This is a genomic window from Solitalea agri (assembly GCF_023914155.1).
In the GTDB taxonomy this organism is placed as follows: domain Bacteria; phylum Bacteroidota; class Bacteroidia; order Sphingobacteriales; family Sphingobacteriaceae; genus Solitalea; species Solitalea agri.
The window spans coordinates 89,369-111,295 of record NZ_JAMWYS010000053.1; the positions used below are offsets into that span (position 1 = coordinate 89,369).

The following is a 21,927-nucleotide window of genomic DNA, read 5'->3' on the forward strand; positions in this document are numbered from 1 at the left end:
AAAATCTATGTAACAAAAATCCCTATTTAGTCGGTTTGGGAAGCAAAAAAGCATATCTTTGCGGAACTTTTTAAATCATTGATTATTAATGAAAAAGACACATATAGTTGGGATTGTTATCATTGCCGTTGCCATTGCGATCATTGTATCAACCTATGGCAATTCGAGTACTTATGCTACGTTTGCTGAGGCCAAAGAAACTACTAAAGAACTGCATGTAGTTAGTCATTTGGTTAAAGAAAAGCCACAACATTATGACCCGATTAAAGACGCCAATTATTTCAGTTTTTATGCTGTTGATAACAAAGGTGTTGAGTGTAAGGTGGTTTTCTTCGGAACAAAACCTCAAGATTTTGAAAAGTCGGAGCAAATTGTACTAACCGGAGGAATGGTTGGTAGCGAGTTTCATGCTTCGAAAATATTGATGAAATGTCCTTCTAAATATACCGATCAGGGTAGTGATTTGAAGGAGTTTTCTTCGGCCCCAAAATCAACTTCATTATAATTAAAAGGTAAGAATCGTGTAGACGCTGCACTCTTACATTTCTTTTTTGCAAAGTATAAGTTCTTAGATTCTAGATGGATATTCAATTCGTAGGAGAACACCTGCTTCCGGGTAAATTAGGCCAGTTTTTTATTGTCCTGGCTTTTGGAGCCTCACTTTTATCAACCATTGCATATTATTTTCAAACGGTAAAAGACAAGAATGATTTGTCATGGCGACAAATAGCTCGTTGGTCTTTCCGTATTCAATCTGTTGCGGTAATTGGTATTATCGCTTCGTTGTTTTATATCATCTACAATCATTATTTCGAATATAATTACGCTTGGTCGCATTCATCGAAAACCCTTCCGGTGGAGTATATGATCTCGTGTTTTTGGGAAGGACAGGAGGGTAGCTTCCTGCTGTGGGCATTTTGGCAGGTAGTAATAGGTAATATTATTATGCGTACCGCCAAAGACTGGGAAGATAGCGTTATGACAGTTATCGGTCTTTCTCAGGCCTTTATTATTTCGATGTTATTGGGAGTTGAGTTCTTCGGTCACCGTGTTGGAAGTTCTCCGTTCATTTTGCTACGTGAAGCAATGCATGATGCTCCAATATTTAAGGACCCTGAATACTTAGTTAAATATATTACCGACGGTAAAGGCCTGAATCCTTTGCTTCAGAATTACTGGATGGTGATTCACCCACCTACATTATTTTTTGGTTTTGCTTCAATGGTGGCTCCTTTTGCGTATGCAATCGCAGGTTTATGGACAAAACGTATTAATGAATGGACGAAACCAGCGATTCCTTGGGCGCTTGCTGCTTCAATGGTACTAGGTGCTGGTATTATTATGGGTGCTTTCTGGGCGTATGAAGCACTGAATTTTGGTGGTTTCTGGGCTTGGGATCCAGTTGAAAATGCATCATTGATTCCATGGTTAACCATGATTTCAGCGGTGCATGTACTTATTATTTTTAAAAATACGGGCCACTCATATTTCACTGCTTTATTCTTAACGCTGATCAGCTATATCCTGGTTTTATACGCTTCGTTTTTAACAAGAAGCGGTATTTTAGGAGAAACATCTGTTCATGCATTTACCGATTTAGGTATGATGGGGCAGCTGGTAACTTATCTGCTTGTATTTTTAGTAATTAGCATCGTTTTAATAATCATCCGATGGAAAAAAATGCCATTCACAGAAAAGGAAGAAAGCATTTATTCTCGTGAGTTTTGGATGTTTATTGGGGCCCTTGTAATGACATTGTCATGTCTACAGGTAATTGGTTTTACTTCTGTGCCGGTAATTAATAAAATCTTAGGAACCAATATCGCTCCACCCCTCGAGCCGGTAGCATTTTATAACCAATGGCAAATGCCATTTGCCATTTTGGTAGCTGTGCTTTTAGGCTTCTCACAATTTATGAAATACAAGAAGTCTGATACTGCCAAGTTTTGGATCAGCACCGGGGTTTCATTGGTAATGAGTATCATCATCACAGCGATTATTGCTTACTTTACCTTATTCAGCGGACTGAAAACTGTTTATGGGAACGCATTTAATGGCAGTGAAAACTTTAACTGGATGTTTGTAGTGCTCATCTTTGCTGCGGTTTTTGGTGTTCTGGCCAATTTAAATGTATTAAGTGATGCCATAAAAGGGAAGTTTAAGTTAACAGGTTCGGCAATTGCACACATTGGCTTCGGCTTAATGCTTATTGGAGCTGTTGTTGCCGCTTCTCAGAATAAAGTGATTTCAATAAATACATCGGGCTTCGACTATGGTTCACAGTTCGATGCAAAAAATAAACGCGAGAATATCCTTTTATGGAAAAATGAACCAATGAAGATCAGTAATTATACGGTTACTTATCTTGGCGATTCGACTAAAGGGGTCAATACCTATTATCGTGTAAATTATAAGGTGCTTGACGAGAAGAACAATGTAAAGGAAAGCTTTGATTTGTATCCGTTAGGACAGCAAAATCCGACTATGGGTTTAGTAGCTTCTCCTGATACCCGTCATTATTTAACGCATGATATTTACACTCACGTAAGCTCTGTACCTAAAAAAGAAACGGATGAAGAGCATATGGAACACCAAGGGCATAATGATGATGAAGAGTACGAAAAACCTGTTACCTATAAAGTAAGCATTGGCGATACCATTACTTTTGACGAAGGAAAGGTGATCGTTAAAGGAATTAACAGAAATGCTCAATTAAAAGATATTCCGCTTTCAGAAAATGATCTTGCCATTGGTATAATGCTGGATGTGGTGTCGAATGATGATCATAAAGTAACTCCTGTTGAACCGGTTTACCTGATCAAGAACAATGCTGTTTTTAGCTTTGCCAAAAAAATGGATGAATTCGGGTTGAAATTTAAGTTTGTTAATATTCTTCCAAACGAGCATAAGTTTGAAGTGGTCATGCTTAAAAAACCGGGCAAACAAAAAGATTACATCATTATGAAAGCCATTGTGTTCCCTTACATTAACTTGTTATGGAGTGGAACCATTATTATGGTTATCGGTTTTGCATTTGCTATTAGTCGCCGTGTAAAAGAACTAAGGGCAACTTCTCAAGGAAAAGATAAAAAAGATAAGCAATTGGCATAACTGAAAATATTTTCGGGGAATGAGCGGAGATAAGGGTTGACAAAACTTTTATCTCTGCTCTTTTAATTTCAAGTAGGCGCATCTCAAAATAATTATAGCATAACAGTATGAAAATAGCGTTTCTAGGTGCCGGAAATGTGGCGACAAATATGGCACTTGCGTTTAAAAATGCAGGTTTAGATCTTGTTCAGGTTTATAATCATCGTATCGAGAGTGCTAGTGAATTAGCTGCTAAGTTAGGCTGTAATGCTACCGATAGTATTGCTGATTTAAACCCAGATGCCGATTGTTATATTATTGCTATAAAAGATGATGCGATTCAAGGTCTTGCAATTCAGCTCGAATTAAGAGGTAAGTTGGTGGTGCATACTTCTGGCAGTGTTTCAATGGAGGTACTGAAACCTGCTTCCAGCAGAGTTGGTGTTTTGTATCCTTTACAAACCTTTTCTAAGCAACGCTTGCTTGACTTTACAACAATTCCTTTTTTTATTGAAGCAGGTGATTCACACTCTTTATCAATAATTGAAAGTCTGGCGAGACGTGTTTCCCAATCGGTTATCGTTACCAGTTATGAACAACGTAAAATATTGCATTTGTCTGCTGTGTTTGCTTGTAACTTCGTCAATCATTTATATGACCTTTCTGTAGGCTTATTAGCCGAGCATAATTTAAGTTTTGAGGCTTTGCAACCACTGATATTAGAAACGGCATTAAAAATACAATCCATTAGTCCGCATGAGGGGCAAACTGGTCCGGCCCGTAGAAATGACCAGGAGGTTATGACCAAACATTTACAATTATTGTCAAACAATCCGCCCCTCCAATATATTTATCAATTATTATCCGATAGTATTGTTAAATCTTTTCACAAATAACAGTGCTATAATTACATTTTTTTAATTTTGGCGTATGAACGTTTATAAAGTAAAATTTAATTTCGAAGAGAAAGGGAAAGAACCGCTAGAGCTTTCAATTGCTGAAGGTGAATCGGTTTTAGACGTTGCTCTCGATAATGATATTGAACTCCAGCATAATTGTGGTGGTGTGTGTGGTTGCAGTACCTGCCATTTGTATGTTGTTAATGGCATGGAGAATATTCAGGAAATTTCAGATAAAGAAGAAGACTTTATCGATCGTGCAGTAAATCCGCGTATTAACTCTCGCCTAGGTTGTCAGTGTGTGATAATTGATGGCAACATTGAGGTGCTTGTGCCTGATCAATCAGGCTTTATGGGTCATTAATTAAGGTTTTAAATTCATTTAAGGATATTTTAGATTAACATGAAAGACGAAAAATTTGCTTTACCAATTCATTGGAAAGATTACGAAGATATAGCAATGGGGTTATACGAAAAATTCGGCGATGACTTTGATGAGTCGAGAATTTACCGTATTCGTTTTACTGATCTAATGGAGTGGGTATTATCTATTCCACATTTCAGCGGGAAGAAAGAAGAGTGTAACGAAGGTCATTTGGAGCAAATTCAAAGTGCCTGGGTTTACGAGTGGAGAGACAATCAATAATAAATTTGAGAATTTGAAAATGTGGAAATTTGAAAATGAATGTTCACGAACAGATAACATTCATTTTAATTTCCAGCAAAGTCATTTTCAAATTTTCAAATTCCCGAATTTTAAAATTAACTAATGAGCTTTCTACCTAAACTAAAAGATATTACCACCTTTATTTTTGATGTTGATGGTGTTTTGACCGATGGGTCGGTATTAGTAACCGAAGATGGACATCACCTGCGCAGCTTTAATATTAAAGATGGTTATGCATTGCAATTGGCCATAAAAAAGGGTTATAATGTAGTGATTATATCTGGTGCAACTTCAGAAGGTGTCCGTAAACGGTTAGAAGGATTGGGCATTAAGGATATTTTTTTAGGTACAGGTAAGAAGATCGAGGTTTTTGACAAACTATTGCTGGATAAAGGGATTTCTACTGAACAGGTTTTGTACGTGGGTGATGATATACCCGACTATGTAGTAATGCAGCAGGTAGCCATCGCCGCTTGTCCTAATGACGCAGCTTCCGAAATACAGCAAATTTCAAATTACATTTCCCCACTCAATGGGGGCAAAGGCTGTGTTCGCGATGTGATTGAAAAGGTAATGAAAGTGCAGGGCAAGTGGATGGATGATCAACAGGGGTTCGTTTGGTAGGCTAAAAGCGTTTCGGTATAATTGGTGATTTTCTGATCCCAATCTTTTTCAAGAGTATAATTTATTATTCATAAGCACAAGCATTATATAATCTGTGAAATCATCTCTTAATATTATTCTGGCTTCAAAATCGCCTCGCCGTCAGGAACTGCTTAAGCTTATGGGCTTTGACTTCAAGGTAGTTTTAAAAGACGTTGATGAATCTTATCCGTCTAACCTGAAACCCGAAGATGTAGCTGTATTTATTGCAGAAAAGAAAGCTCGTGCATTTGATGATAGTATTACCAATGAAGTGGTGATTACCTCCGATACGATTGTTTGTGTTGATGGTCAGATTTTGGGAAAACCAGGCAATAGGGAAGAGGCAATCCAGATGGTTAATATGCTTTCGGGGACTACACATGATGTTATTACAGGAGTCTCTATTTTAAGAAATCATCATATCATTTCGTTTTATGATGTTACCCGCGTAAGTTTTGAGAAACTCACCGACGAAGAAGCCGCTTTTTATATCGATACTTATCAGCCCTACGATAAAGCAGGAGCTTACGGCATACAAGAATGGATCGGAATGAATAAGATCTCTCGTATAGAAGGTTCTTATACCAATGTGATGGGTTTACCCACCGAGAAATTATATAAGCATTTAATGGCGCTTAATTAACAGGTTTTACCTCTCTTGCCATTTCTGATATTACTCCTTCTTTCAAGGCATAGGTGGATAAATGCATTCTCGTGGCGCCTAATTTCCTTCGAACATAATTAGTTAGAATAGCAGCAACCACAATCATATCCACACGCATGGAAATTATGCCTGGTGTTTGCAAACGTTGTTTATGGGTAGAATGGATTAGTTGCTCATAGATCGCTTCAAATTCACTCATGTTAAACTCATATGTGGTGAGCTCGTCTATCAATGCAGGAGTATGAAAACGATGACCTATCATATCGGCAAAAGTTTCAAAAGAACCTGCTGAACCAATGATCTGATCAATTTTAATGGCATCAGCTGCGGAGAATAAGCTGGCTAGGGTTTCTTCAAAATAAGCTTCTAACTCCTGGATTTCACTACTTGTGATAGGATCACTTAAATGGAATTTTTGAATCAATCTCGAAGCGCCGATTTCGAAACTTTGCTTCCAGAACATTTGCTGATCATCACAAATAATAAACTCCACACTCCCTCCACCAATATCAATTATTAGTGATTTGTGGTTATGAAGTTCTATTGCTTCTTTTACTCCCAAATAGATGAACTCAGCCTCTCTGTCTCCATCAATAATTTCAACGTCGTAGCCTGTTATTTCTTTAACTTTTAGGGCGAAATCATTTCCATTTTTAGCATTACGCAGGGCAGAAGTGCCAATAATCTTTAATGCTTCAACCTGATGGGCAATGATCTTTTCTTCAAAATGTTTTACTGCTTTTATCCCCCTTTCAAAAGCAGAGTCAACGATCACGCGTTTATTAATACCCCCTTCGCCCAATTTAACCGGAATGTTCTCTTTATACACTTCAGCCATAAAGCCGTTTTTTAATTCAGCTATTAAAAGGTGAAAAGTATTGGTTCCCATATCGATTACGGCGAGTCTCATTGATAATAAACTATTGATGGTGATTACTGGTTTTTGAACGGTTGAACAAATATAAGTAACAAGAGAGAGAAAAAATGTTCGACTGGTTTATTTTTGGAGTTTTTTATTATCTGGACTTGCAAAGATCATGGAATCTTTCACAAGTATCATTTATAGCTATACTCTTAGCAAAGTCCATTTGTTCATCAGGTGTTACCACTATTTTGCCACTTGTACTTGTTTCAATTAAAACAAAGTTTTTCCGTTGTGTAGCATACCATCGCATGGAGCCAAATAATGAATTACTAAACCATCCGGTATAGCCAAAAAGCCCTCCGTTACCAAATGTTCTTATCGTAAAACCCATTTCAGCTTTAGTAACTAGATTGACTTTTAGAAATATTCTTCGTTCAATTTTTAGTTTTCCAATAGGCCGTTTGATGATCAAAAAAGAATCATCAACTAAATATTCCGTAGGGTGATAAAGATATAGTCCAATGAATAGGATCAATAGGCCTGACCCCATAAGTAAACCGGTGGGTTTATCTACATTGATAAACTCCTCACCGGTTAAAAGAATTAGTATAATTATGCCAATAAATAGAATTCCAGATATAGCTGTGATAATTTTAGAAGCTAAATCTAAAGAAGCCTTAAATGATTTCATTGTTATTATTTATAAAACAACCACTTTCCTAGCTCTTTCCAGCTTGCTTTTTTACCATACATCAATATTCCGGTACGATAAATGCGTGCCGCCAGCCAAACGGTACCAAAGAAACCAGCGATCAATAACGCCATTGAAAGTGCCAGTTCCCAAGGTGCTACACCATATGGAATACGAACCATCATTACTACTGGCGAAAAGAATGGGATCATCGACATCCAGAATGATATAGGGCTATCGGGATTGTTTACCACAAAATTCACCGAAAAAATAAAAGCAAAAATAAGCGGTAAGGTTACAGGTAGCATGAATTGCTGGGTTTCCGTTTCATTGTCCACAGCTGAACCTATGGCTGCAAAAATCGCACTGTACAATAAATATCCTCCAAGGAAATAAAATAAAAAGCAACCCAATATCATACCGAATGGAATGGTGTTTAATGCATCAAAAATTTTTGCAGCAGGATTATCCGGTTGTTGGGCTTTAATACTTGCACCCGGCTGTTTCTGCATTTGCTCTATTTTATGTTTTGCATCTGCAGGCATTAAGGCTTTCATTGCAACCGATCCAATGGTACTAGTAAGTATCACCCATAATAAAAACTGGGTAAGACCAACAAGTGCCACTCCGATGATTTTGCCCATCATTAATTGAAAGGGCTTAACCGATGAAATGATAACTTCAATAATACGATTGGTTTTTTCCTCAATTACCCCACGCATCACCTGAACCCCATATAAGAAAATGAACATATAGATAAGAATAGAGGCTGCCATACCTACACCAAAAGCAGCTCCTGAACTTCCGGCTTCTTCACCTTTTTCAGTTAATTTTTTGGTATCAATAGAGATATTGGTTTTTAAATTATCCAACACTTTTTGATCAATACCGGCTTCTGTGAGCTTCCGGTCTCGGATAACGTTCTCGAGCTGATTTTCAATATCAGAACTAAATCCAAGTCCTGCTTGTTTTTTTGCCATCAGCTCAATATGCAGCGGTTGATCACCTTCAAATTTTGGAATATACAACAGGTAAGTGTTATCGCCTGATTTAACAATTTTTTTGGCCTCTTCAATGGAGGCGTCCAGGTACGAAAACCTTATGGTTTTATCTTCTTTTAGCTTGTTCTTGAAAATGCCGCTATCATCAATAACAATTACATTTCTAGGCCCGCTTAATTCATCACCTTTGATCACCAGCGCAAAAATACCGGCATACATCAGCATTATTAATAAAGGAACTAAAATGGTTAAAATAATAAATGATTTTTTACGCACACGGGTTAAGTATTCGCGGCTAACAATAAGTAATATTTTGTTCATAATAGGTTCTGGGGTTAATTATTGAAGTTCTTCTGGTAAAATACCACCTGTTTCCTTTACTTTCGAAACGAAAATATCATGCATACTCGGAATAATTTCTTCCAGACCTTCAATACTAATATGCGGTATTAAAAACTGTAACAGATCATTTGCTGAATTGCCATTTTTAAGTTTAACTGTAATCTGTTGATGTAAGTCATCGGTCGAATGCCCAATCATTTCATAAACAGAATTAGCGCTTCCATTTAAATAGGGTAAATTTCCGTTGTAGGTTACTTTGTATGAATTACTACGGTAGTTATACCTGATTTCATTTACTTTCCCGTCGAGTATTTTATGTGATTTGTTGATCAGGACTATCGAATCGCAGAGCTCTTCAACAGATTCCATACGGTGGGTTGAAAAAATGATGGTGGTACCCTGCTTGTTTAATTCAAGAATTTCGCGGGTGATGATATCAACATTTATTGGGTCGAATCCTGAAAACGGTTCATCGAGAATTAACAACTCGGGTTTGTGCATTACTGTTGCCACAAACTGAACCTTTTGTTGCATTCCTTTAGAAAGCTCTTCAACCTTTTTATGCCACCAATTTTGTATTTCAAGCTTTTCGAACCAGTATTTAGCTCTGTTAAGCGCTTCGGCACGACTTAAATCTTTCAATTGAGCAAGATAAAGCACTTGTTCCCCAATCTCCATTTTTTTATACAAACCACGTTCTTCGGGCAGATAACCAATCTTGGAAATGTGTTTAGGAGATAACTTCTCTCCGTTGAAATATATTTCTCCACTATCAGGTGCGGTAATTTGATTAATAATTCGAATCAGAGATGTTTTTCCGGCACCATTCGGGCCTAAAAGCCCAAACACGCTCCCTTTTTCAATTTCTATACTAACTCCGCTTAGCGCAGTATGATTAGCATATTGTTTTACGATGTTTCGTATGCTTAACATTTAGGATGATTTAAAAGTATGAATTTAAGGAAAATAAGATAGGATAGACGATTATTTAAAGTTTTGTAAGGTAATCTATTATTAAATTTTTGTTACAAATAGAAAAGGTTGTCTATGTTACAGACAACCTTTTTTACTATTAGAAAATGCCTTAATAACTTAAGCCGTATGATTTTAAATAGTCATTCAGGGGCTGAAGACCAATTTCGGCCCTAAGCTGATTTACTTTTGACGGATCTTCTATAGGTTGTAAGAAGTAAGTTCCTTTGTTATCCAATCCTACCTGGGTTCCATAAATCTGTTTCTTGCCTTGTTTTATGGCCATAATATCATCGATGATAGCCATTTGTTCAAGGGTTGCGAAATCTTCTTTAACTGCTTTTTTAAATAAAGGGAGGTATTTTTTTTGAGTGTATAAACTCGCAAACTTCAATAAGATGAATTGAGCATCTCGTCCTTTTTTTCCAACCACATTTTGACCCACCCAGCCAAGAGATTTCCATAAGTCGGTGATGATATCTTTATAAAGTGAATCTTTAACTGCAACAGCCTTGTTCAATTTTGCAAAGGCAAGAGTGTTTTTTGGATCATGATGCTTTAAACTATCTAATTTTCCATGCCAGTAAACCAAATTGTCATGAATAGTATCTAGTTGCTTTTTTAAGGAGTGATCTAAGTTTGCCTCTGTTTTATCAGAATTCACTTTTACAATTTTAGTTAGGTTTGGCCAACGTGCGTCTAAATGAATCGGGGTAAATGCTGGGTCGTTGATCAGTTTATCATAATCGCTAAAATTGCCTTGTTTAGCCATTTTATACAAATGAAAGAAAGCCGAATCTGGAGTGAAGTTCATCGACCAGGCTTTGGCTGCGTTATAGCGGTCTTTTAATGTGCTTCGATAACTGTTTACACGAAACGCCCAGGTATAAGCATAGGTCGATTTTTTATATTCCTTGATTTTGTATAAAGAATCAGCCACTTTAAGCAATGACTGATACGTTTCTGATTGTGCGTTTACAAAAGAAACGTGGAGGATTAGGAAAGCAATTGTTGAAAAATAAAATTTCCTCATAAATCGGCCTCAAATGGGTTTATATTTAACACTACAGAGAAAGCGAAATATAATTTTGATGGTCGTCAAATATAATATATTATTCAAAAAATAAATTATGCCTATAAGAAAATAAATTTCAAGAAAGTAATTTGCAAATTAATCCATAGCACACCATGCATTATTTAATTATCGATGGGAAAACAGCGTATTTATAGTTTAGATGCAGTTAGAGGAGTATCTGCTCTTCTAATTGTTTTTTATCATGTTTCAGTATGGCAGCATCGGAGTTTAATTGATGGCGGAACCTATTTTACTCAGAAATTAGGTCTTTATATGGTCGAACTTTTTTATCTCTTGAGTGGTGTTAGTATGGGATATATTTACCTGGAAAAGTTTACCTCTCTAAAGCTTTCAGAACTTAAGATTTTTTACATTAAACGGTACTTCCGCATAGCACCATTGTACTTTTTACTTTGTTTACTATCCATATGGGTATACTCAAGAGCGTTCAATGAAGATTTGTTAATAAAACTATTAGCCAATTTCAGTCTTTTGTTTGGAGTTGTAAATCCAAGCCTTTCGTTAGTAACAGGTGGCTGGTCAATTGGAGTGGAGTTTTTCTTTTATCTGTTTTTCCCATTTATGGTTTGCTGGGCCCAGAAAAGCAAAACCGGAAACCTGTTCATTTTATTTTTGCTGATAACTTGCACTATAATAACCGCAGTAAAAGTGAGTAATTATCCAACCTTGCCATCGGCATGGAGTATTTATTCTTATCCCTTAAATCACTTTTTGTTTTTCTGGCTAGGGGTTCTGATAGCAAGAATCAAGTCGCTTAATAATCATTGGGGATACCTTGCTGTCGGTGTATTACTTTTAAGCTTTTCAGGATTTCTTGTTAACCCGATTAAGGATTATACTGTTGGGTTAGTGACAGGGTTAAATAGAGTTTTGCTTTCGGTAAGTGTATTCCTGATCGTACTTTATTTTTATTTAAAAGTTCAATTTAAAGCCGAATGGCTGAATCATTGGAGCGATTGGCTGGCCTCTGTTAGCTTTTCGGTTTATTTACTTCATCCGTTTATTTATTTGTTTCTAAATAAATATCTTATTCAACATCAGCTTAAGTTAACGTTTTGGCAAAATTTACTGATAGTTTTAATTGCCACAGTTTTACTCGGAAGGTTGGTTTATTATTACGAAAAGTATTTTGTGAAATTGGGCAATAAACTATCAGCTGGTATAAAATGAGTTTGATTATAAAAGAAAACCCTTTTGCCTAAACAAAAGGGTTTAAAGTATGTGCGAAAGACTTTAATACCTATTCAAAGAATTCTTTCATTTTTTCGAAAAAGCTCTTCTCGTTTTTGCCTGGATTCGGCTTAAAATTTGGAGATTCTTTTAGTTTCTCCAGCATAGCTTTTTCTTCTGTCGAAAGTGCTTTTGGAGTCCAAATATTTACATGTACCAATTGGTCTCCTCTGCTATAACTGTTTACTTCTTTAATACCCTTGCCTTTTAATCGTAAAATTTTACCGGCTTGGGTTCCTGGTTCAATCTTAATTCTAGCCTTACCATCAATGGTTGGAATTTCTACTGAAGTTCCCAATGCAGCATCAATAAAGCTTAAATACAGATCAAAAACAATGTTATTGCCGTCGCGTTTTAAGGTTTCGTGCTCAATTTCTTCAATCAAAATAATCAAATCACCTGGCATTCCACCACGTGGTGCAGCGTTACCTTTGCCACTTAATGATAATTGCATACCATCACTAACACCGGCCGGAATATTGATTTTTAAGGTTTCTTCGCCTCTCACAACACCCTCGCCGTGACAAGATGTACAGCGGTCAGTAATAATTTGGCCTTCTCCATGACAGGTAGGACAGGTGCTTGTAGTAGCCATTTGTCCTAAAATGGTGTTGGTTACACGACGAACGCTACCATTACCACCACAAGTAGAACAAGTTTTGAACGAAGAACCCCCTTTAGCGCCACTGCCATTACAAGTAGAACAGCTTACCTGTTTCTGTACTTTAATGGTTTTCTCAACGCCATTGGCAATCTCTTCCAGTGTAAGTTTTACTTTAATACGAAGGTTAGAGCCTCTTGGTACTCGGCGTCCACCGCTACGAGCGCCACCTCCGCCACCAAAGAAACTTTCAAAAGGATGCGCACCGCCGAAAATATCTCCAAACTGGCTGAAAATATCATCCATGTTCATGCTGCCACCACCATAACCACCTTGCCCACCTGCAGCACTTGCTCTGTGGCCAAATTGGTCGTAGCGTTGACGTTTCTCAGCGTTACTTAGTATTTCATAAGCTTCAGCAGCTTCTTTAAAGTTGTCTTCAGCTTGTTTATCACCTGGGTTTTTATCCGGATGATATTTGATAGCCATCTTTCGGTAGGCTTTCTTTATTTCATCAGCAGTTGCTGACTTAGAAACACCTAAAATATCGTAGTAATCTCTCTTAGTTGACATGCGCTTATGCTCCTACAACAACTTTTGCATAACGAATAACTTTATCTTGAAGGAAATATCCTTTCTCAACCACATCAATGATCTTCCCCTTCATGTCATCAGTAGGAGCAGGAATATTGGTGATTGCCTCATGCAATTCAGCGTCAAATGGTTGGCCGATAGCTTCCATTTCTTTTACGCCTTGCTGCAATAAGGTATTTTTAAATTTATTGGCGATAAGTTTAATACCTTCCAGTACGGCATCATCTTCACGGCCTTCAAATGATTTTAAAGCCCGGTCGAAATCATCCATAACAGGTAACATCGATTTAATTACATCTTTACCTGCAGTTTGAATCAGTTCTACTCGCTCTTTAGAGGTGCGGCGGCGGAAATTGTCAAATTCTGCATATAAGCGCAAATATTTTTCATTCGCCAAATCCAACTCGTCTTTTAATACTTTTTCAGGAGAAGCAATTTCTTCGGCTACTGCCATACTTTCCTGAACTTCCGCTGCATCTGCAGTATTGTCAATAAATTCTTCGTGCACCTGATTATCTTTATTCTCCATATTTTTCTTCTTACTCTTCAACATATCTCAAGTTGATTGATAAGTTTATAAACTAAATGCCCTTGGTCAAAAATGTTGCCAATGCCATAAACCCGACACGCTGTCAGGTTCATAATACGCAAATGGTCAATAGTTCAGTTTTAACCGGCTATTATTGTTAAAGTGTTAAAACGGCATTATCTATCAATTTTCCACTTTCACATTTAATAATGCGTTGAGGAAACTTAGCGATAGTATAATGATCATGAGTGGCCATTAATACAGCGGTACCGGCTTCGCTGATCTTTTTCAATAGCAATAAGATTTCTGCTGAAATATCTGGGTCGAGGTTTCCGGTTGGTTCATCGGCTAAAATAACTTCCGGATGATTAAGCAATGCACGTGCAATAACAATACGTTGCTGCTCTCCTCCCGATAGTTCATGAGGATATTTCTTTAGCTTAGAACGCATTCCCACATTATCCAATGATTCAAGAATACGGTCTTGCATTGATTTGTCATTGTTCCAGCCGGTAGCACGTAAAACAAACTGAAGGTTTTGCTCAACGGTACGGTCGGTTAATAGCTGAAAATCCTGGAAAACGATACCCAATTTTCGACGTAAAAATGGAACTTCACTGTCCTTTATAGTTTTTAAATTAAAGCCCGCAACCATTCCCTGTCCTTGGTGCATATGCAAATCAGCATATAAGATCTTCAATAAACTGCTTTTACCACTTCCGGTAGAACCAATTAAGTATACAAATTCGCCTTTATCAATGTTCAAAGTAACATTCGATAAAACCAGATGCTTTTGCTGGTAAACGTCTACGTTATCAAGTTTTATTACGTTTTGGATCATCAGATTTCGAGTTTTACTATTTTTCCGAAAGGTAAGTCTTTAACAAGGTTTAAAATATAGTCCTGCTTATCACTTAAGCCAATCTTTTCCAGTGATTTTTCAGGTCGATCGACACGAAAATAAGCTAAAAGAGTAAACTTATCATCACGCAGTTGAATATAATCCGGAATTTTGGCTACGCCTTTAACTTTTAAAATGTACAAGGTATGCGTTATTTAAAGGTTGTCTCAAAAATAAAAATTCAAATTAGAATTGATTCGAAAAATGTCAAACTGATTATTTCTCTGTTTAGAAGCACGCTTCCCAATTGTTAATTTTACAAGGTTAATAAAAATTGCATCGTATCCATTCCATCAGCATAATCCCATAGTCCAGGTTGTTGAGCCTGGCCAAAAGGAATACTTCCTTCAAAGTGTCCATTTTTGCTTACCACACATTGAATTTGTTCGGCATCAGTTTTTAAACGCTTTGCAAGAGCTTCTGAATTAGAGTACACCTCGTAATGCAAAGCAGAAATAGGAGAGGTATAGGAAGGGTTTTCGCTTAACATTAGAAAATGATTTTCGAAAAAAGGAATTCGGTTCATCATTAATAGTGTTAAGTTATAATCGAAATTATTGGCGTATTTATGAATGTTGATAATAGGCTTATATGATTCAATGCCTTCAAAAAAGGCGTTAAAGCTATAATTTTCAGGGATGTAAAGTTTTGAAACGTTTCGGCAACCCAGTCCAAAATACCAAAAAATATCCTTGCCTAATTCATTGAAATCCTCTGCTGTTTCAGTGCCATTTAAAATAGCCACCGAGTTCCTGTTTTTGCGAATAATGTTCGGAACCTTACCGAAATAATATTCAAAGTATCTCGAGCTGTTGTTACTTCCGGTAGCAATTACAGCATCAAAACCATTCAGCCTTTCTACAAACTCAAAACTTTCGGCATAAGCAGGTTCTATTTCCACCAACTTTTTTAAGATATGAGGAATTAGCTTATTGTCATTTGATGAAAGCTTTAGCTGCGCTTTATGTCCTGCAACCAGTACACACAATACGTCATGAAATCCTACCAGTGGAATATTTCCTGCAAGGATAAGACCTACTGTTTTAGATGTTCTCCTTTGATCAAATTGCGCATTATAGGCATTAAGCCATTTTTTTAAACTATTTTCAGAAAGAGACCTGCCAATTGCAGAAACCGCTTCATGGGTATATTCAGGGATAAACCAGCCATTATGAAATTGCGCACTATTTATTAATGCATTAAGTTCATCAGTAGGATTGTTTAGATATTCACCAAGTGAGGTGAATGCCTTTACAGTGTCATTAATTGAAAGTTGCGGCATATTTATTGATATTTTTCGAAACGAAATCGCGCTTGAAATGTTATATTTGCAGCAAAATTAAGAAAACCCGTCTAAGTTTTAACTATATGGCAATTAAGATCACTGAAGAATGCATTAACTGCGGGGCCTGTGAGCCGGAATGCCCAAATAATGCCATTTACGATGCAGGTGCCTCTTGGAAATTTTCCGAAGGTACTGAATTAAAAGGTTTAATAGATTTCGGAGATGGAACTTCACTTGATGCAGAGGCTTTGCAAACGCCAATTTCTGATGAAGTGTACTACATCGTTCCTGATAAATGTACAGAGTGCGTTGGATTTCACGATGAGCCTCAGTGCGCAGCGGTTTGTCCGGTTGATTGCTGTGTGGATGATGAAGATGTTCGCGAAACTCAGGAAGAGCTTATGGCTAAAAAAGAATGGCTGCACGCTGAATAACTTTCAGTTCAATTATTCATTCTGATAAAATTTTTGAAAGGGAAACAACATACAGTTTCCCTTTTCTTATTTTTGCTAATCTAAAGTCAATAAAATGATGACTGACGCAACAAACTATCAGGGAGACCTTTTACAGGTTCGTTCCGAAAAAATAGCTCCATTTGGAATTTGCAATTTAAGTGTGATTCCGGTAAGGGCTGAAGCAAGTGATAAAAGCGAAATTGTATCACAATTGCTTTTTGGTGAAACTGTTGAGGTGTTAGAACAACGTGATAATTGGACTCGTGTTAAGGTTTTGTATGATGATTATGAAGGATGGATCAGTACAAAGCAATTCTTTGGTTTGGACAAGGAAGAACTGAATGAGATTAACAATAGACAAAGTTTTGTATGTACCTCACCATTTAATTTTCTCACAAACGCTTTAGGGCATTCACATTATCTTTCACCTGGGTCAACATTGCCTTTATTTAGAGGAGATTCGGTGTTTTTAGGTGATGAAAAGTATTATTTCAAAGGAAAAGCTTATGTAACCGATAGTTTCCCTCGTAAGAACATGGAAAGCTTGTTTAAAATGTTCTTAAATGCTCCTTATTTATGGGGTGGCCGGTCTATTTTAGGTATCGATTGCTCAGGTTTCACTCAGGTATGTTTTAAGATTTTGGGAGTAAAATTAAAACGAGACGCCAATCAGCAGGCAGAACAAGGTGATTTGGTAAGTTTTATTACAGAAGGAAAATTGGGCGATCTGGCGTTTTTTGATAATGCAGAAGGAAGAATAACTCATGTGGGTATTTTGCTGAATAACCATCAGATTATTCATGCTTCAGGTAAAGTTCGTATCGATTCAATCGATCATCAGGGAATATTCAATAATGATACACAGCAATACACTCACAAGCTACGGATTATTAAACGTTTGATCTGAAACGAAACATTTAAATACAGGTGATTAATAAAGATTACTTGTTTATAGTGATGTGTTTTCGAAACTGGTCAATACGTTCAGCGGAAGGTTTTAAGTGCAGAAAAATATAATTGGGAAGCTTTTCCCAATGCTCATTATCTAAAGGCTCAGAGGCTATAACCACTGAGCCTTCATTTTTTTTCATCCATAAGGTATAATACTCTTCAAAGCGTTTCGCACGCTCCTTGTTCCGGTCGTTGTAAATACGCCAGGCAAACAGTTCATGGGTATTCATTAACATACCAGTTAGCGAACTGAATTCATATTTATTTGCCAAAACATTCAGCGAGTTAAAAATTCCCTGTGATGAGGTGTTTTCGGCCTTGTCAATCAATTCTTTCAAAAATAGCTCAGTATCTGTAACACCTGTATCAATAGCGTCATCCATTAAAGAGTGAACACTTCCATTATGGCAAAATGCAAACGAGTGGTATAAAAAAGGGTGGGAACGTTTCTCGTCAATTTCAAGGTCCTTCGATGCTTTTCGGTTATGTGCAATAAATAAGTTTGATTGGACATTTTCAATAATCAGCCTATACGAACTATCCCACGAATGTTCTTTGTCACGTTTATGAATTTCGAGCTGGCCATTTTTAACAAAGGCGATTCCACAGCCATCATTATGTTCACCGTGCGTATCAGGGTCTTCTGCCATTTTGCCGCTTTTCGAAAGGTAATGCATCGAATAAGGGCAAAGCAACATTTCATCATAAATTGATGTTGGCATTAAACTAACTTTTGCGAGCATACGACACATACTATAAGTTAATATTTTTGCGCCTGTAAAGCAAGTGTGGATAAAATGACAATTCGCTAACGACATAATTTGATGCAATGCTGTTAGCGAATTGAAAGCTTGTTAGTATGTTGGTTATGGACGAACTATCTTAATTGAGTTTCCTGAACGGCCTTCGTCATTAAATACTTTTAGAATAACTGTTCCTTTGTATGGAATTGGCTCTGTATATGTTTTACTTTGTAGAGTTGGTTCAGTACCGTCAGTTGTATAGCGTATAGTGAAACCTGGTAATTGAACATTGGCTGCAATTTTACCGTCAATAATTGCTGCTCCTGCCGTTGGAATACGATAAACGAAACCGCCTGCATATTGGTTTAATCGCGGTAACTCTCTTTTGCCAATTACGTTTACAAATTCCGACCAGGCTTGCTGATATTGAGCTGCTGCCTTTTCAGGGTTGGTTTCGGTAGCCCAATCAGGATCTTTTGCCCAAGCTCTTTCGGCAACTGCCAAAAGTTTAGGGAACAATAAGTACTCAAAACGTTTCGGTGATTTGATCATTTCACTCCATAAAGGTGCCTGAATACCTACAATATTTTTTTTGCCAGCTTCAGTTAATGGGGTTTTTCCTTTAATGATTTCTTTGTTTAAGGGCTCACCTCGATCATCCTCCTTCATGTTTTTTATGTAATCAAAAGGAATAAAATCGAAAGGTTTGTTAATATCGACATATCCACCCCAGTTTTGGCCAATTTCATCAAAACTTTTATTATAGGCTAGATCGAGGTAGAAATTAGTAACACAAGTTAGTACCACTTTATATCCAGCGTTGGCCAAACGATAAGCTAAGTCTTCATTGCCTGTTCCAGGGACATTGTTCCAAACATCGGTGTGGAAGTTTTCGTTAGCAAAATCAGGATTGGCAATGTAATGGCTTCCTGCTTCATTTCTAACTTTACGCATTCCTATTTCTTCCCAGCCTGATAAATATAACTGACGTTTTTTAAGCAAATCATTCACATTGCCGAAATAGTAGTACCAAAGATCATCAGTGTTTTTTATGTCACTATTTTTCTCCATTAAACTTTTAACTGCCGGTGATTTGGTCCAAACGCCACGAGGAACTTCGTCTCCGCCAAAATGAACAGATGTTAATGGTGCACCTGCTTCGGCATACATTTTAGCGAGTTCATCAACAACAGTTGCGAGGAATTTATAGGTTGAAGGTAACGCCACGTTCATCACGTTGTCGTTCCAGTGTTGCACCGAACGGTACACCGATTCATCATTCAAATCACGTAAAAGAAATTCTTCGGCTTCTGCTTTTTTACCTTCTCGCATTAAACGCTCATATCTGGCATCCATTGACTTAATAGCTGCGCGAGCATGACCGGGCGTTTCTATTTCTGGAATTACGGCAATATGACGAGCGTTTGCGTATTTTAAAATCTCGATGAAATCTGCTTTAGTGTAAAAGCCACTGCCTGAGGTATTTGTAATATCAGCTCCTGAGCCATAAGAGGGTACTATATTCTTTTTATCGTCCAGCGTATGACCGCGTTTGGCACCTACTTCAGTAAGTTCAGGTAACGCCGGTATTTCGATGCGCCAACCTTCATCGTCACTGAAATGAAAATGCAAGGTGTTTATTTTATAAAGGGCAAGGGCGTCAATCAATTTCAACACTTCTTGCTTTTGCTGAAAATTGCGCGCTACATCCATCATAAAGCCTCTGAAGCCAAAACGAGGCCCATCAGTAACTTCTACTCCTTTAATAAGTATTTCTGTGTGTTTACCTTTCCAATATTTAGCATCTATTAAGATTTTTAATGATTGCAATCCATAGAAAGCTCCAGTTTGAGTTGAAGCCGAAATGGTTATGTTTTCATTGGATACTGATAACCTATAAGCCTCTTTGCCCAGGTTTGGATCAACATTGAGAACAATTCCTTTGCCTTTATCAATGGTTTCTACTTTTAAGCTTTTGTTCAAAACAGAAGCTAGATCATTGCTGAATAGATTGGCTTCGTTAGCAAAGTCTTTTGGAGAAAAAATAATCGTGTTTGGGGTAATGGCAAAAGAAGCGTTTGTTTCGGTGTAACTTACTGGGGTTGGAAATATTTTAGTGAGTTTTGCTTCAGGGATATTTTTAATAACCTGGTTATCTTTAAATGCAGCAGATGAAATGGTCAGTTCTTTAGCTGTTCTATCAACAATAGAGCTGAACTCAAAATCTTTTATATCATAACCTTTTTCGGGTTCATCATTCCAAACCAGGTAAAAGCCCGATAATGCTTCGCTGAAATTATCCATTTCGCGATTGGTGGTCAAACCGATCTTTTGAGTCGCACCAGATTCTATTTCTTTAAATTTATCAGTGGGAATTAATTTGTGAAAATCACCATTCACCAATGATGCAGTTATTTCAGGTGCTTCAATTTTTGAAATATTGCCGTTATAATAAATCGTCCAACCGGTTGATGGAAATACTTGATTGCTGTGATTGGTAAAGACTAGTTCAAACTTTGAGGATCTTCTGGGTTGATCGTTTTCAATTAAAATGAGCTTTAATGCTAACTTATTTACATCGAAATGTTTGTTTTGGGCCAACGAATTACACGTAACAGCCAACAGTACCATAATGTAGGCGAATAATTTTTTTATCATATGGAGTGAGTGATCAACGTTTATTAAAACGTGAAAATGGTTAAACTATTTGCTATTAGTGGGTAAATAGACTGATTTTTACCAATAACTAAAAAAATAATTTTAAAAACTCACTTGCCAAATCATTACCAGTTTATCATCACTCACGGATATTAAATCTTCATTATATGTATTCCAAACAAGTTTATTAACTGATTTACTATGACTTGCCTCTTTGGTAAGATCAAGTTTCTTGTATAGTTTGAAATCAGTCGCACTCCATATTTTAATACTTTTATCCATACTAGCCGTAGCAAAACAAGGTTGAGTAGGGTGAAATGCTATATGATTAATGGCGTACATATGGGCTGGAATATTGACCTGTAAACCATAATCCAATGTGTTCCATATTTTAAGCTGTGCATCGCGAGATCCTGAAATTAAATAAGAGCCATCGGGTGCATATTGCAAGGAAAAGACTGGCATGGTATGGCCTGTTATTTCTTTCAGTAATGAGAAGTCGTCCATATCATAGATACGGATAACATTGTCTTTACCTGCAACGGCCATTTGCTTCTCATCCGGACGAATTGCAATTGCTCTTATGGTTTGATCAGAGGCTTTAAATGAATAGATCTTCTGATAAGTGTCCAACGACCAGATGCCAATACATCCATCTTCAGAAGCGGTATAAAGCTGATTTAAACGCTTCGAGGATTTTATATCGAAGACAGGTGAGGAATGGAAAGCTAAAACAGCAGCAACCTTTTGTTCTTCAAAATCGAACACTGAAACTTTGCCGCTTCGTTCACCAACCACTAAAATATTTTTGCCAAATGAAGGAGCATGCAAGGCATAAATAGAACTCTGAACCGGCATTAAAACCTTTACAAACGCCATTTTTTTTAAGCTCCACTCTACAACACCCAGATCATTGCCTCCGGTGAAGAAAATATGTTCCTTTTGAGAATTTTCAACAGTGAAAATCGGATTCCGATGGCCGGGTAAAAGGGCTTTGAGGGTTATTTCGGGCATGTTGGTTAGCAATTAGCAATTAGTTTTTAGCTGT

23 protein-coding genes are annotated in these 21,927 nt (G+C 37.1%); 10 read left to right on the forward strand and 13 right to left on the reverse strand.

The features are described from left to right. The first annotated feature begins 88 nt into the window (after nt 1-88). From NF867_RS14970 to NF867_RS15000, 7 genes are all read left to right on the forward strand, one after another. Nucleotides 89-505 carry a cytochrome c maturation protein CcmE domain-containing protein gene (locus NF867_RS14970; protein WP_252589151.1) on the forward strand — a complete coding sequence of 139 codons (417 nt, stop codon included), beginning with the start codon at nt 89-91 and terminating at the stop codon, nt 503-505. Between the two features lie 74 nt (nt 506-579). Further along, on the forward strand, nt 580-3,111 hold the full coding sequence (locus NF867_RS14975; RefSeq protein WP_252589157.1) for a heme lyase CcmF/NrfE family subunit: 2,532 nt from the start codon (nt 580-582) through the stop codon (nt 3,109-3,111). Nucleotides 3,112-3,218: 107 nt separating this feature from the next. After that, on the forward strand, nt 3,219-3,986 hold the full coding sequence (locus NF867_RS14980; RefSeq protein ID WP_252589159.1) for a Rossmann-like and DUF2520 domain-containing protein: 768 nt from the start codon (nt 3,219-3,221) through the stop codon (nt 3,984-3,986). A gap of 34 nt (nt 3,987-4,020) precedes the next feature. After that, the gene (locus NF867_RS14985) at nt 4,021-4,353 is read left to right on the forward strand and encodes a 2Fe-2S iron-sulfur cluster-binding protein (RefSeq protein ID WP_252589161.1); all 333 of its coding nucleotides are present in this window, start codon (nt 4,021-4,023) and stop codon (nt 4,351-4,353) included. A gap of 39 nt (nt 4,354-4,392) precedes the next feature. Next, the gene (iscX, locus tag NF867_RS14990) at nt 4,393-4,635 is read left to right on the forward strand and encodes a Fe-S cluster assembly protein IscX (RefSeq protein WP_252589163.1); all 243 of its coding nucleotides are present in this window, start codon (nt 4,393-4,395) and stop codon (nt 4,633-4,635) included. A gap of 123 nt (nt 4,636-4,758) precedes the next feature. After that, nucleotides 4,759-5,280, forward strand: coding sequence for a KdsC family phosphatase (locus NF867_RS14995; protein ID WP_252589165.1), 522 nt, complete (start codon nt 4,759-4,761; stop codon nt 5,278-5,280). 94 nt (nt 5,281-5,374) lie between these two features. Then, nucleotides 5,375-5,944 (forward strand): Maf family protein, encoded by a 570-nt coding sequence (locus NF867_RS15000; RefSeq protein WP_252589167.1) that lies wholly within the window; start codon nt 5,375-5,377, stop codon nt 5,942-5,944. Here the strand turns inward: NF867_RS15000 and NF867_RS15005 are convergent. The 5 genes from NF867_RS15005 to NF867_RS15025 all read right to left on the reverse strand — a co-directional run bounded on the left by NF867_RS15005 (nt 5,937) and on the right by NF867_RS15025 (nt 10,869). Then, complete coding sequence (locus tag NF867_RS15005; protein ID WP_252589169.1) at nt 5,937-6,875, reverse strand: Ppx/GppA phosphatase family protein; 939 nt, start codon at nt 6,873-6,875, stop codon at nt 5,937-5,939. The two genes, NF867_RS15000 and NF867_RS15005, sit on opposite strands and share 8 nt — an antisense overlap. Nucleotides 6,876-6,981: 106 nt before the next feature. Next, nucleotides 6,982-7,521: a PH domain-containing protein gene (locus NF867_RS15010; RefSeq protein ID WP_252589171.1), complete on the reverse strand. Its 540-nt coding sequence runs from the start codon at nt 7,519-7,521 to the stop codon at nt 6,982-6,984. Between the two features lie 5 nt (nt 7,522-7,526). Then, nucleotides 7,527-8,843: an ABC transporter permease gene (locus NF867_RS15015; protein WP_252589173.1), complete on the reverse strand. Its 1,317-nt coding sequence runs from the start codon at nt 8,841-8,843 to the stop codon at nt 7,527-7,529. A gap of 18 nt (nt 8,844-8,861) precedes the next feature. Further along, on the reverse strand, nt 8,862-9,797 hold the full coding sequence (locus NF867_RS15020; protein ID WP_252589175.1) for an ABC transporter ATP-binding protein: 936 nt from the start codon (nt 9,795-9,797) through the stop codon (nt 8,862-8,864). 151 nt (nt 9,798-9,948) lie between these two features. Next, nucleotides 9,949-10,869: a DUF6624 domain-containing protein gene (locus tag NF867_RS15025; RefSeq protein WP_252589177.1), complete on the reverse strand. Its 921-nt coding sequence runs from the start codon at nt 10,867-10,869 to the stop codon at nt 9,949-9,951. Between the two features lie 174 nt (nt 10,870-11,043). On the opposite strand from NF867_RS15025, the gene NF867_RS15030 reads away from it, so the two are divergent. Further along, nucleotides 11,044-12,102, forward strand: a complete 1,059-nt coding sequence (locus NF867_RS15030; protein ID WP_252589179.1) for an acyltransferase family protein — start codon at nt 11,044-11,046, stop codon at nt 12,100-12,102. A 70-nt stretch (nt 12,103-12,172) separates the two neighbouring features. Here the strand turns inward: NF867_RS15030 and dnaJ are convergent, their stop codons facing one another. The 5 genes from dnaJ to NF867_RS15055 form a co-directional block, all read right to left on the reverse strand. Next, nucleotides 12,173-13,336: a molecular chaperone DnaJ gene (gene dnaJ / locus NF867_RS15035; RefSeq protein WP_252589181.1), complete on the reverse strand. Its 1,164-nt coding sequence runs from the start codon at nt 13,334-13,336 to the stop codon at nt 12,173-12,175. 4 nt (nt 13,337-13,340) lie between these two features. After that, nucleotides 13,341-13,910: a nucleotide exchange factor GrpE gene (locus NF867_RS15040; protein ID WP_252589183.1), complete on the reverse strand. Its 570-nt coding sequence runs from the start codon at nt 13,908-13,910 to the stop codon at nt 13,341-13,343. Between the two features lie 133 nt (nt 13,911-14,043). Continuing rightward, the gene (locus NF867_RS15045; RefSeq protein WP_252589185.1) at nt 14,044-14,727 is read right to left on the reverse strand and encodes a cell division ATP-binding protein FtsE; all 684 of its coding nucleotides are present in this window, start codon (nt 14,725-14,727) and stop codon (nt 14,044-14,046) included. Beyond that, the gene (locus tag NF867_RS15050) at nt 14,727-14,930 is read right to left on the reverse strand and encodes a fructose-6-phosphate aldolase (protein ID WP_252589188.1); all 204 of its coding nucleotides are present in this window, start codon (nt 14,928-14,930) and stop codon (nt 14,727-14,729) included. The genes NF867_RS15045 and NF867_RS15050 overlap by 1 nt, the downstream gene beginning before the upstream one ends. Nucleotides 14,931-15,043: 113 nt before the next feature. Then, complete coding sequence (locus tag NF867_RS15055) at nt 15,044-16,069, reverse strand: acyl-CoA reductase (protein WP_252589190.1); 1,026 nt, start codon at nt 16,067-16,069, stop codon at nt 15,044-15,046. Nucleotides 16,070-16,155: 86 nt separating this feature from the next. Between NF867_RS15055 and NF867_RS15060 the strand changes: the two genes are divergently transcribed. Further along, nucleotides 16,156-16,506 (forward strand): 4Fe-4S dicluster domain-containing protein, encoded by a 351-nt coding sequence (locus NF867_RS15060; RefSeq protein WP_252589192.1) that lies wholly within the window; start codon nt 16,156-16,158, stop codon nt 16,504-16,506. A gap of 94 nt (nt 16,507-16,600) precedes the next feature. Then, a complete protein-coding gene (locus tag NF867_RS15065) occupies nt 16,601-17,434 on the forward strand; it encodes a C40 family peptidase (RefSeq protein WP_341870053.1) in 834 nt (277 codons plus the stop codon). 34 nt (nt 17,435-17,468) lie between these two features. Here NF867_RS15065 and NF867_RS15070 read toward each other — a convergent pair whose 3' ends face one another. The 3 genes from NF867_RS15070 to NF867_RS15080 form a co-directional block, all read right to left on the reverse strand. Beyond that, the gene (locus NF867_RS15070) at nt 17,469-18,200 is read right to left on the reverse strand and encodes a class II glutamine amidotransferase (RefSeq protein WP_252589194.1); all 732 of its coding nucleotides are present in this window, start codon (nt 18,198-18,200) and stop codon (nt 17,469-17,471) included. Between the two features lie 144 nt (nt 18,201-18,344). Continuing rightward, complete coding sequence (locus NF867_RS15075; protein WP_252589196.1) at nt 18,345-20,879, reverse strand: family 20 glycosylhydrolase; 2,535 nt, start codon at nt 20,877-20,879, stop codon at nt 18,345-18,347. Between the two features lie 102 nt (nt 20,880-20,981). After that, on the reverse strand, nt 20,982-21,893 hold the full coding sequence (locus tag NF867_RS15080) for a WD40 repeat domain-containing protein (RefSeq protein ID WP_252589198.1): 912 nt from the start codon (nt 21,891-21,893) through the stop codon (nt 20,982-20,984). Nucleotides 21,894-21,927 lie beyond the last annotated feature (34 nt).

Coding starts and splice junctions, on each gene's coding strand:
- NF867_RS14970 (WP_252589151.1), top strand. CDS start 89: ATGAAAAAGACACATATAGTTGGGATTGTTATCATTGCCGTTGCCATT.
- NF867_RS14975 (WP_252589157.1), top strand. CDS start 580: ATGGATATTCAATTCGTAGGAGAACACCTGCTTCCGGGTAAATTAGGC.
- NF867_RS14980 (WP_252589159.1), top strand. CDS start 3,219: ATGAAAATAGCGTTTCTAGGTGCCGGAAATGTGGCGACAAATATGGCA.
- NF867_RS14985 (WP_252589161.1), top strand. CDS start 4,021: ATGAACGTTTATAAAGTAAAATTTAATTTCGAAGAGAAAGGGAAAGAA.
- iscX (WP_252589163.1), top strand. CDS start 4,393: ATGAAAGACGAAAAATTTGCTTTACCAATTCATTGGAAAGATTACGAA.
- NF867_RS14995 (WP_252589165.1), top strand. CDS start 4,759: ATGAGCTTTCTACCTAAACTAAAAGATATTACCACCTTTATTTTTGAT.
- NF867_RS15005 (WP_252589169.1), bottom strand. CDS start 6,875: ATGAGACTCGCCGTAATCGATATGGGAACCAATACTTTTCACCTTTTA.
- NF867_RS15010 (WP_252589171.1), bottom strand. CDS start 7,521: ATGAAATCATTTAAGGCTTCTTTAGATTTAGCTTCTAAAATTATCACA.
- NF867_RS15015 (WP_252589173.1), bottom strand. CDS start 8,843: ATGAACAAAATATTACTTATTGTTAGCCGCGAATACTTAACCCGTGTG.
- NF867_RS15020 (WP_252589175.1), bottom strand. CDS start 9,797: ATGTTAAGCATACGAAACATCGTAAAACAATATGCTAATCATACTGCG.
- NF867_RS15025 (WP_252589177.1), bottom strand. CDS start 10,869: ATGAGGAAATTTTATTTTTCAACAATTGCTTTCCTAATCCTCCACGTT.
- NF867_RS15030 (WP_252589179.1), top strand. CDS start 11,044: ATGGGAAAACAGCGTATTTATAGTTTAGATGCAGTTAGAGGAGTATCT.
- dnaJ (WP_252589181.1), bottom strand. CDS start 13,336: ATGTCAACTAAGAGAGATTACTACGATATTTTAGGTGTTTCTAAGTCA.
- NF867_RS15040 (WP_252589183.1), bottom strand. CDS start 13,910: ATGTTGAAGAGTAAGAAGAAAAATATGGAGAATAAAGATAATCAGGTG.
- NF867_RS15045 (WP_252589185.1), bottom strand. CDS start 14,727: ATGATCCAAAACGTAATAAAACTTGATAACGTAGACGTTTACCAGCAA.
- NF867_RS15055 (WP_252589190.1), bottom strand. CDS start 16,069: ATGCCGCAACTTTCAATTAATGACACTGTAAAGGCATTCACCTCACTT.
- NF867_RS15060 (WP_252589192.1), top strand. CDS start 16,156: ATGGCAATTAAGATCACTGAAGAATGCATTAACTGCGGGGCCTGTGAG.
- NF867_RS15065 (WP_341870053.1), top strand. CDS start 16,601: ATGATGACTGACGCAACAAACTATCAGGGAGACCTTTTACAGGTTCGT.
- NF867_RS15070 (WP_252589194.1), bottom strand. CDS start 18,200: ATGCCAACATCAATTTATGATGAAATGTTGCTTTGCCCTTATTCGATG.
- NF867_RS15075 (WP_252589196.1), bottom strand. CDS start 20,879: ATGATAAAAAAATTATTCGCCTACATTATGGTACTGTTGGCTGTTACG.
- NF867_RS15080 (WP_252589198.1), bottom strand. CDS start 21,893: ATGCCCGAAATAACCCTCAAAGCCCTTTTACCCGGCCATCGGAATCCG.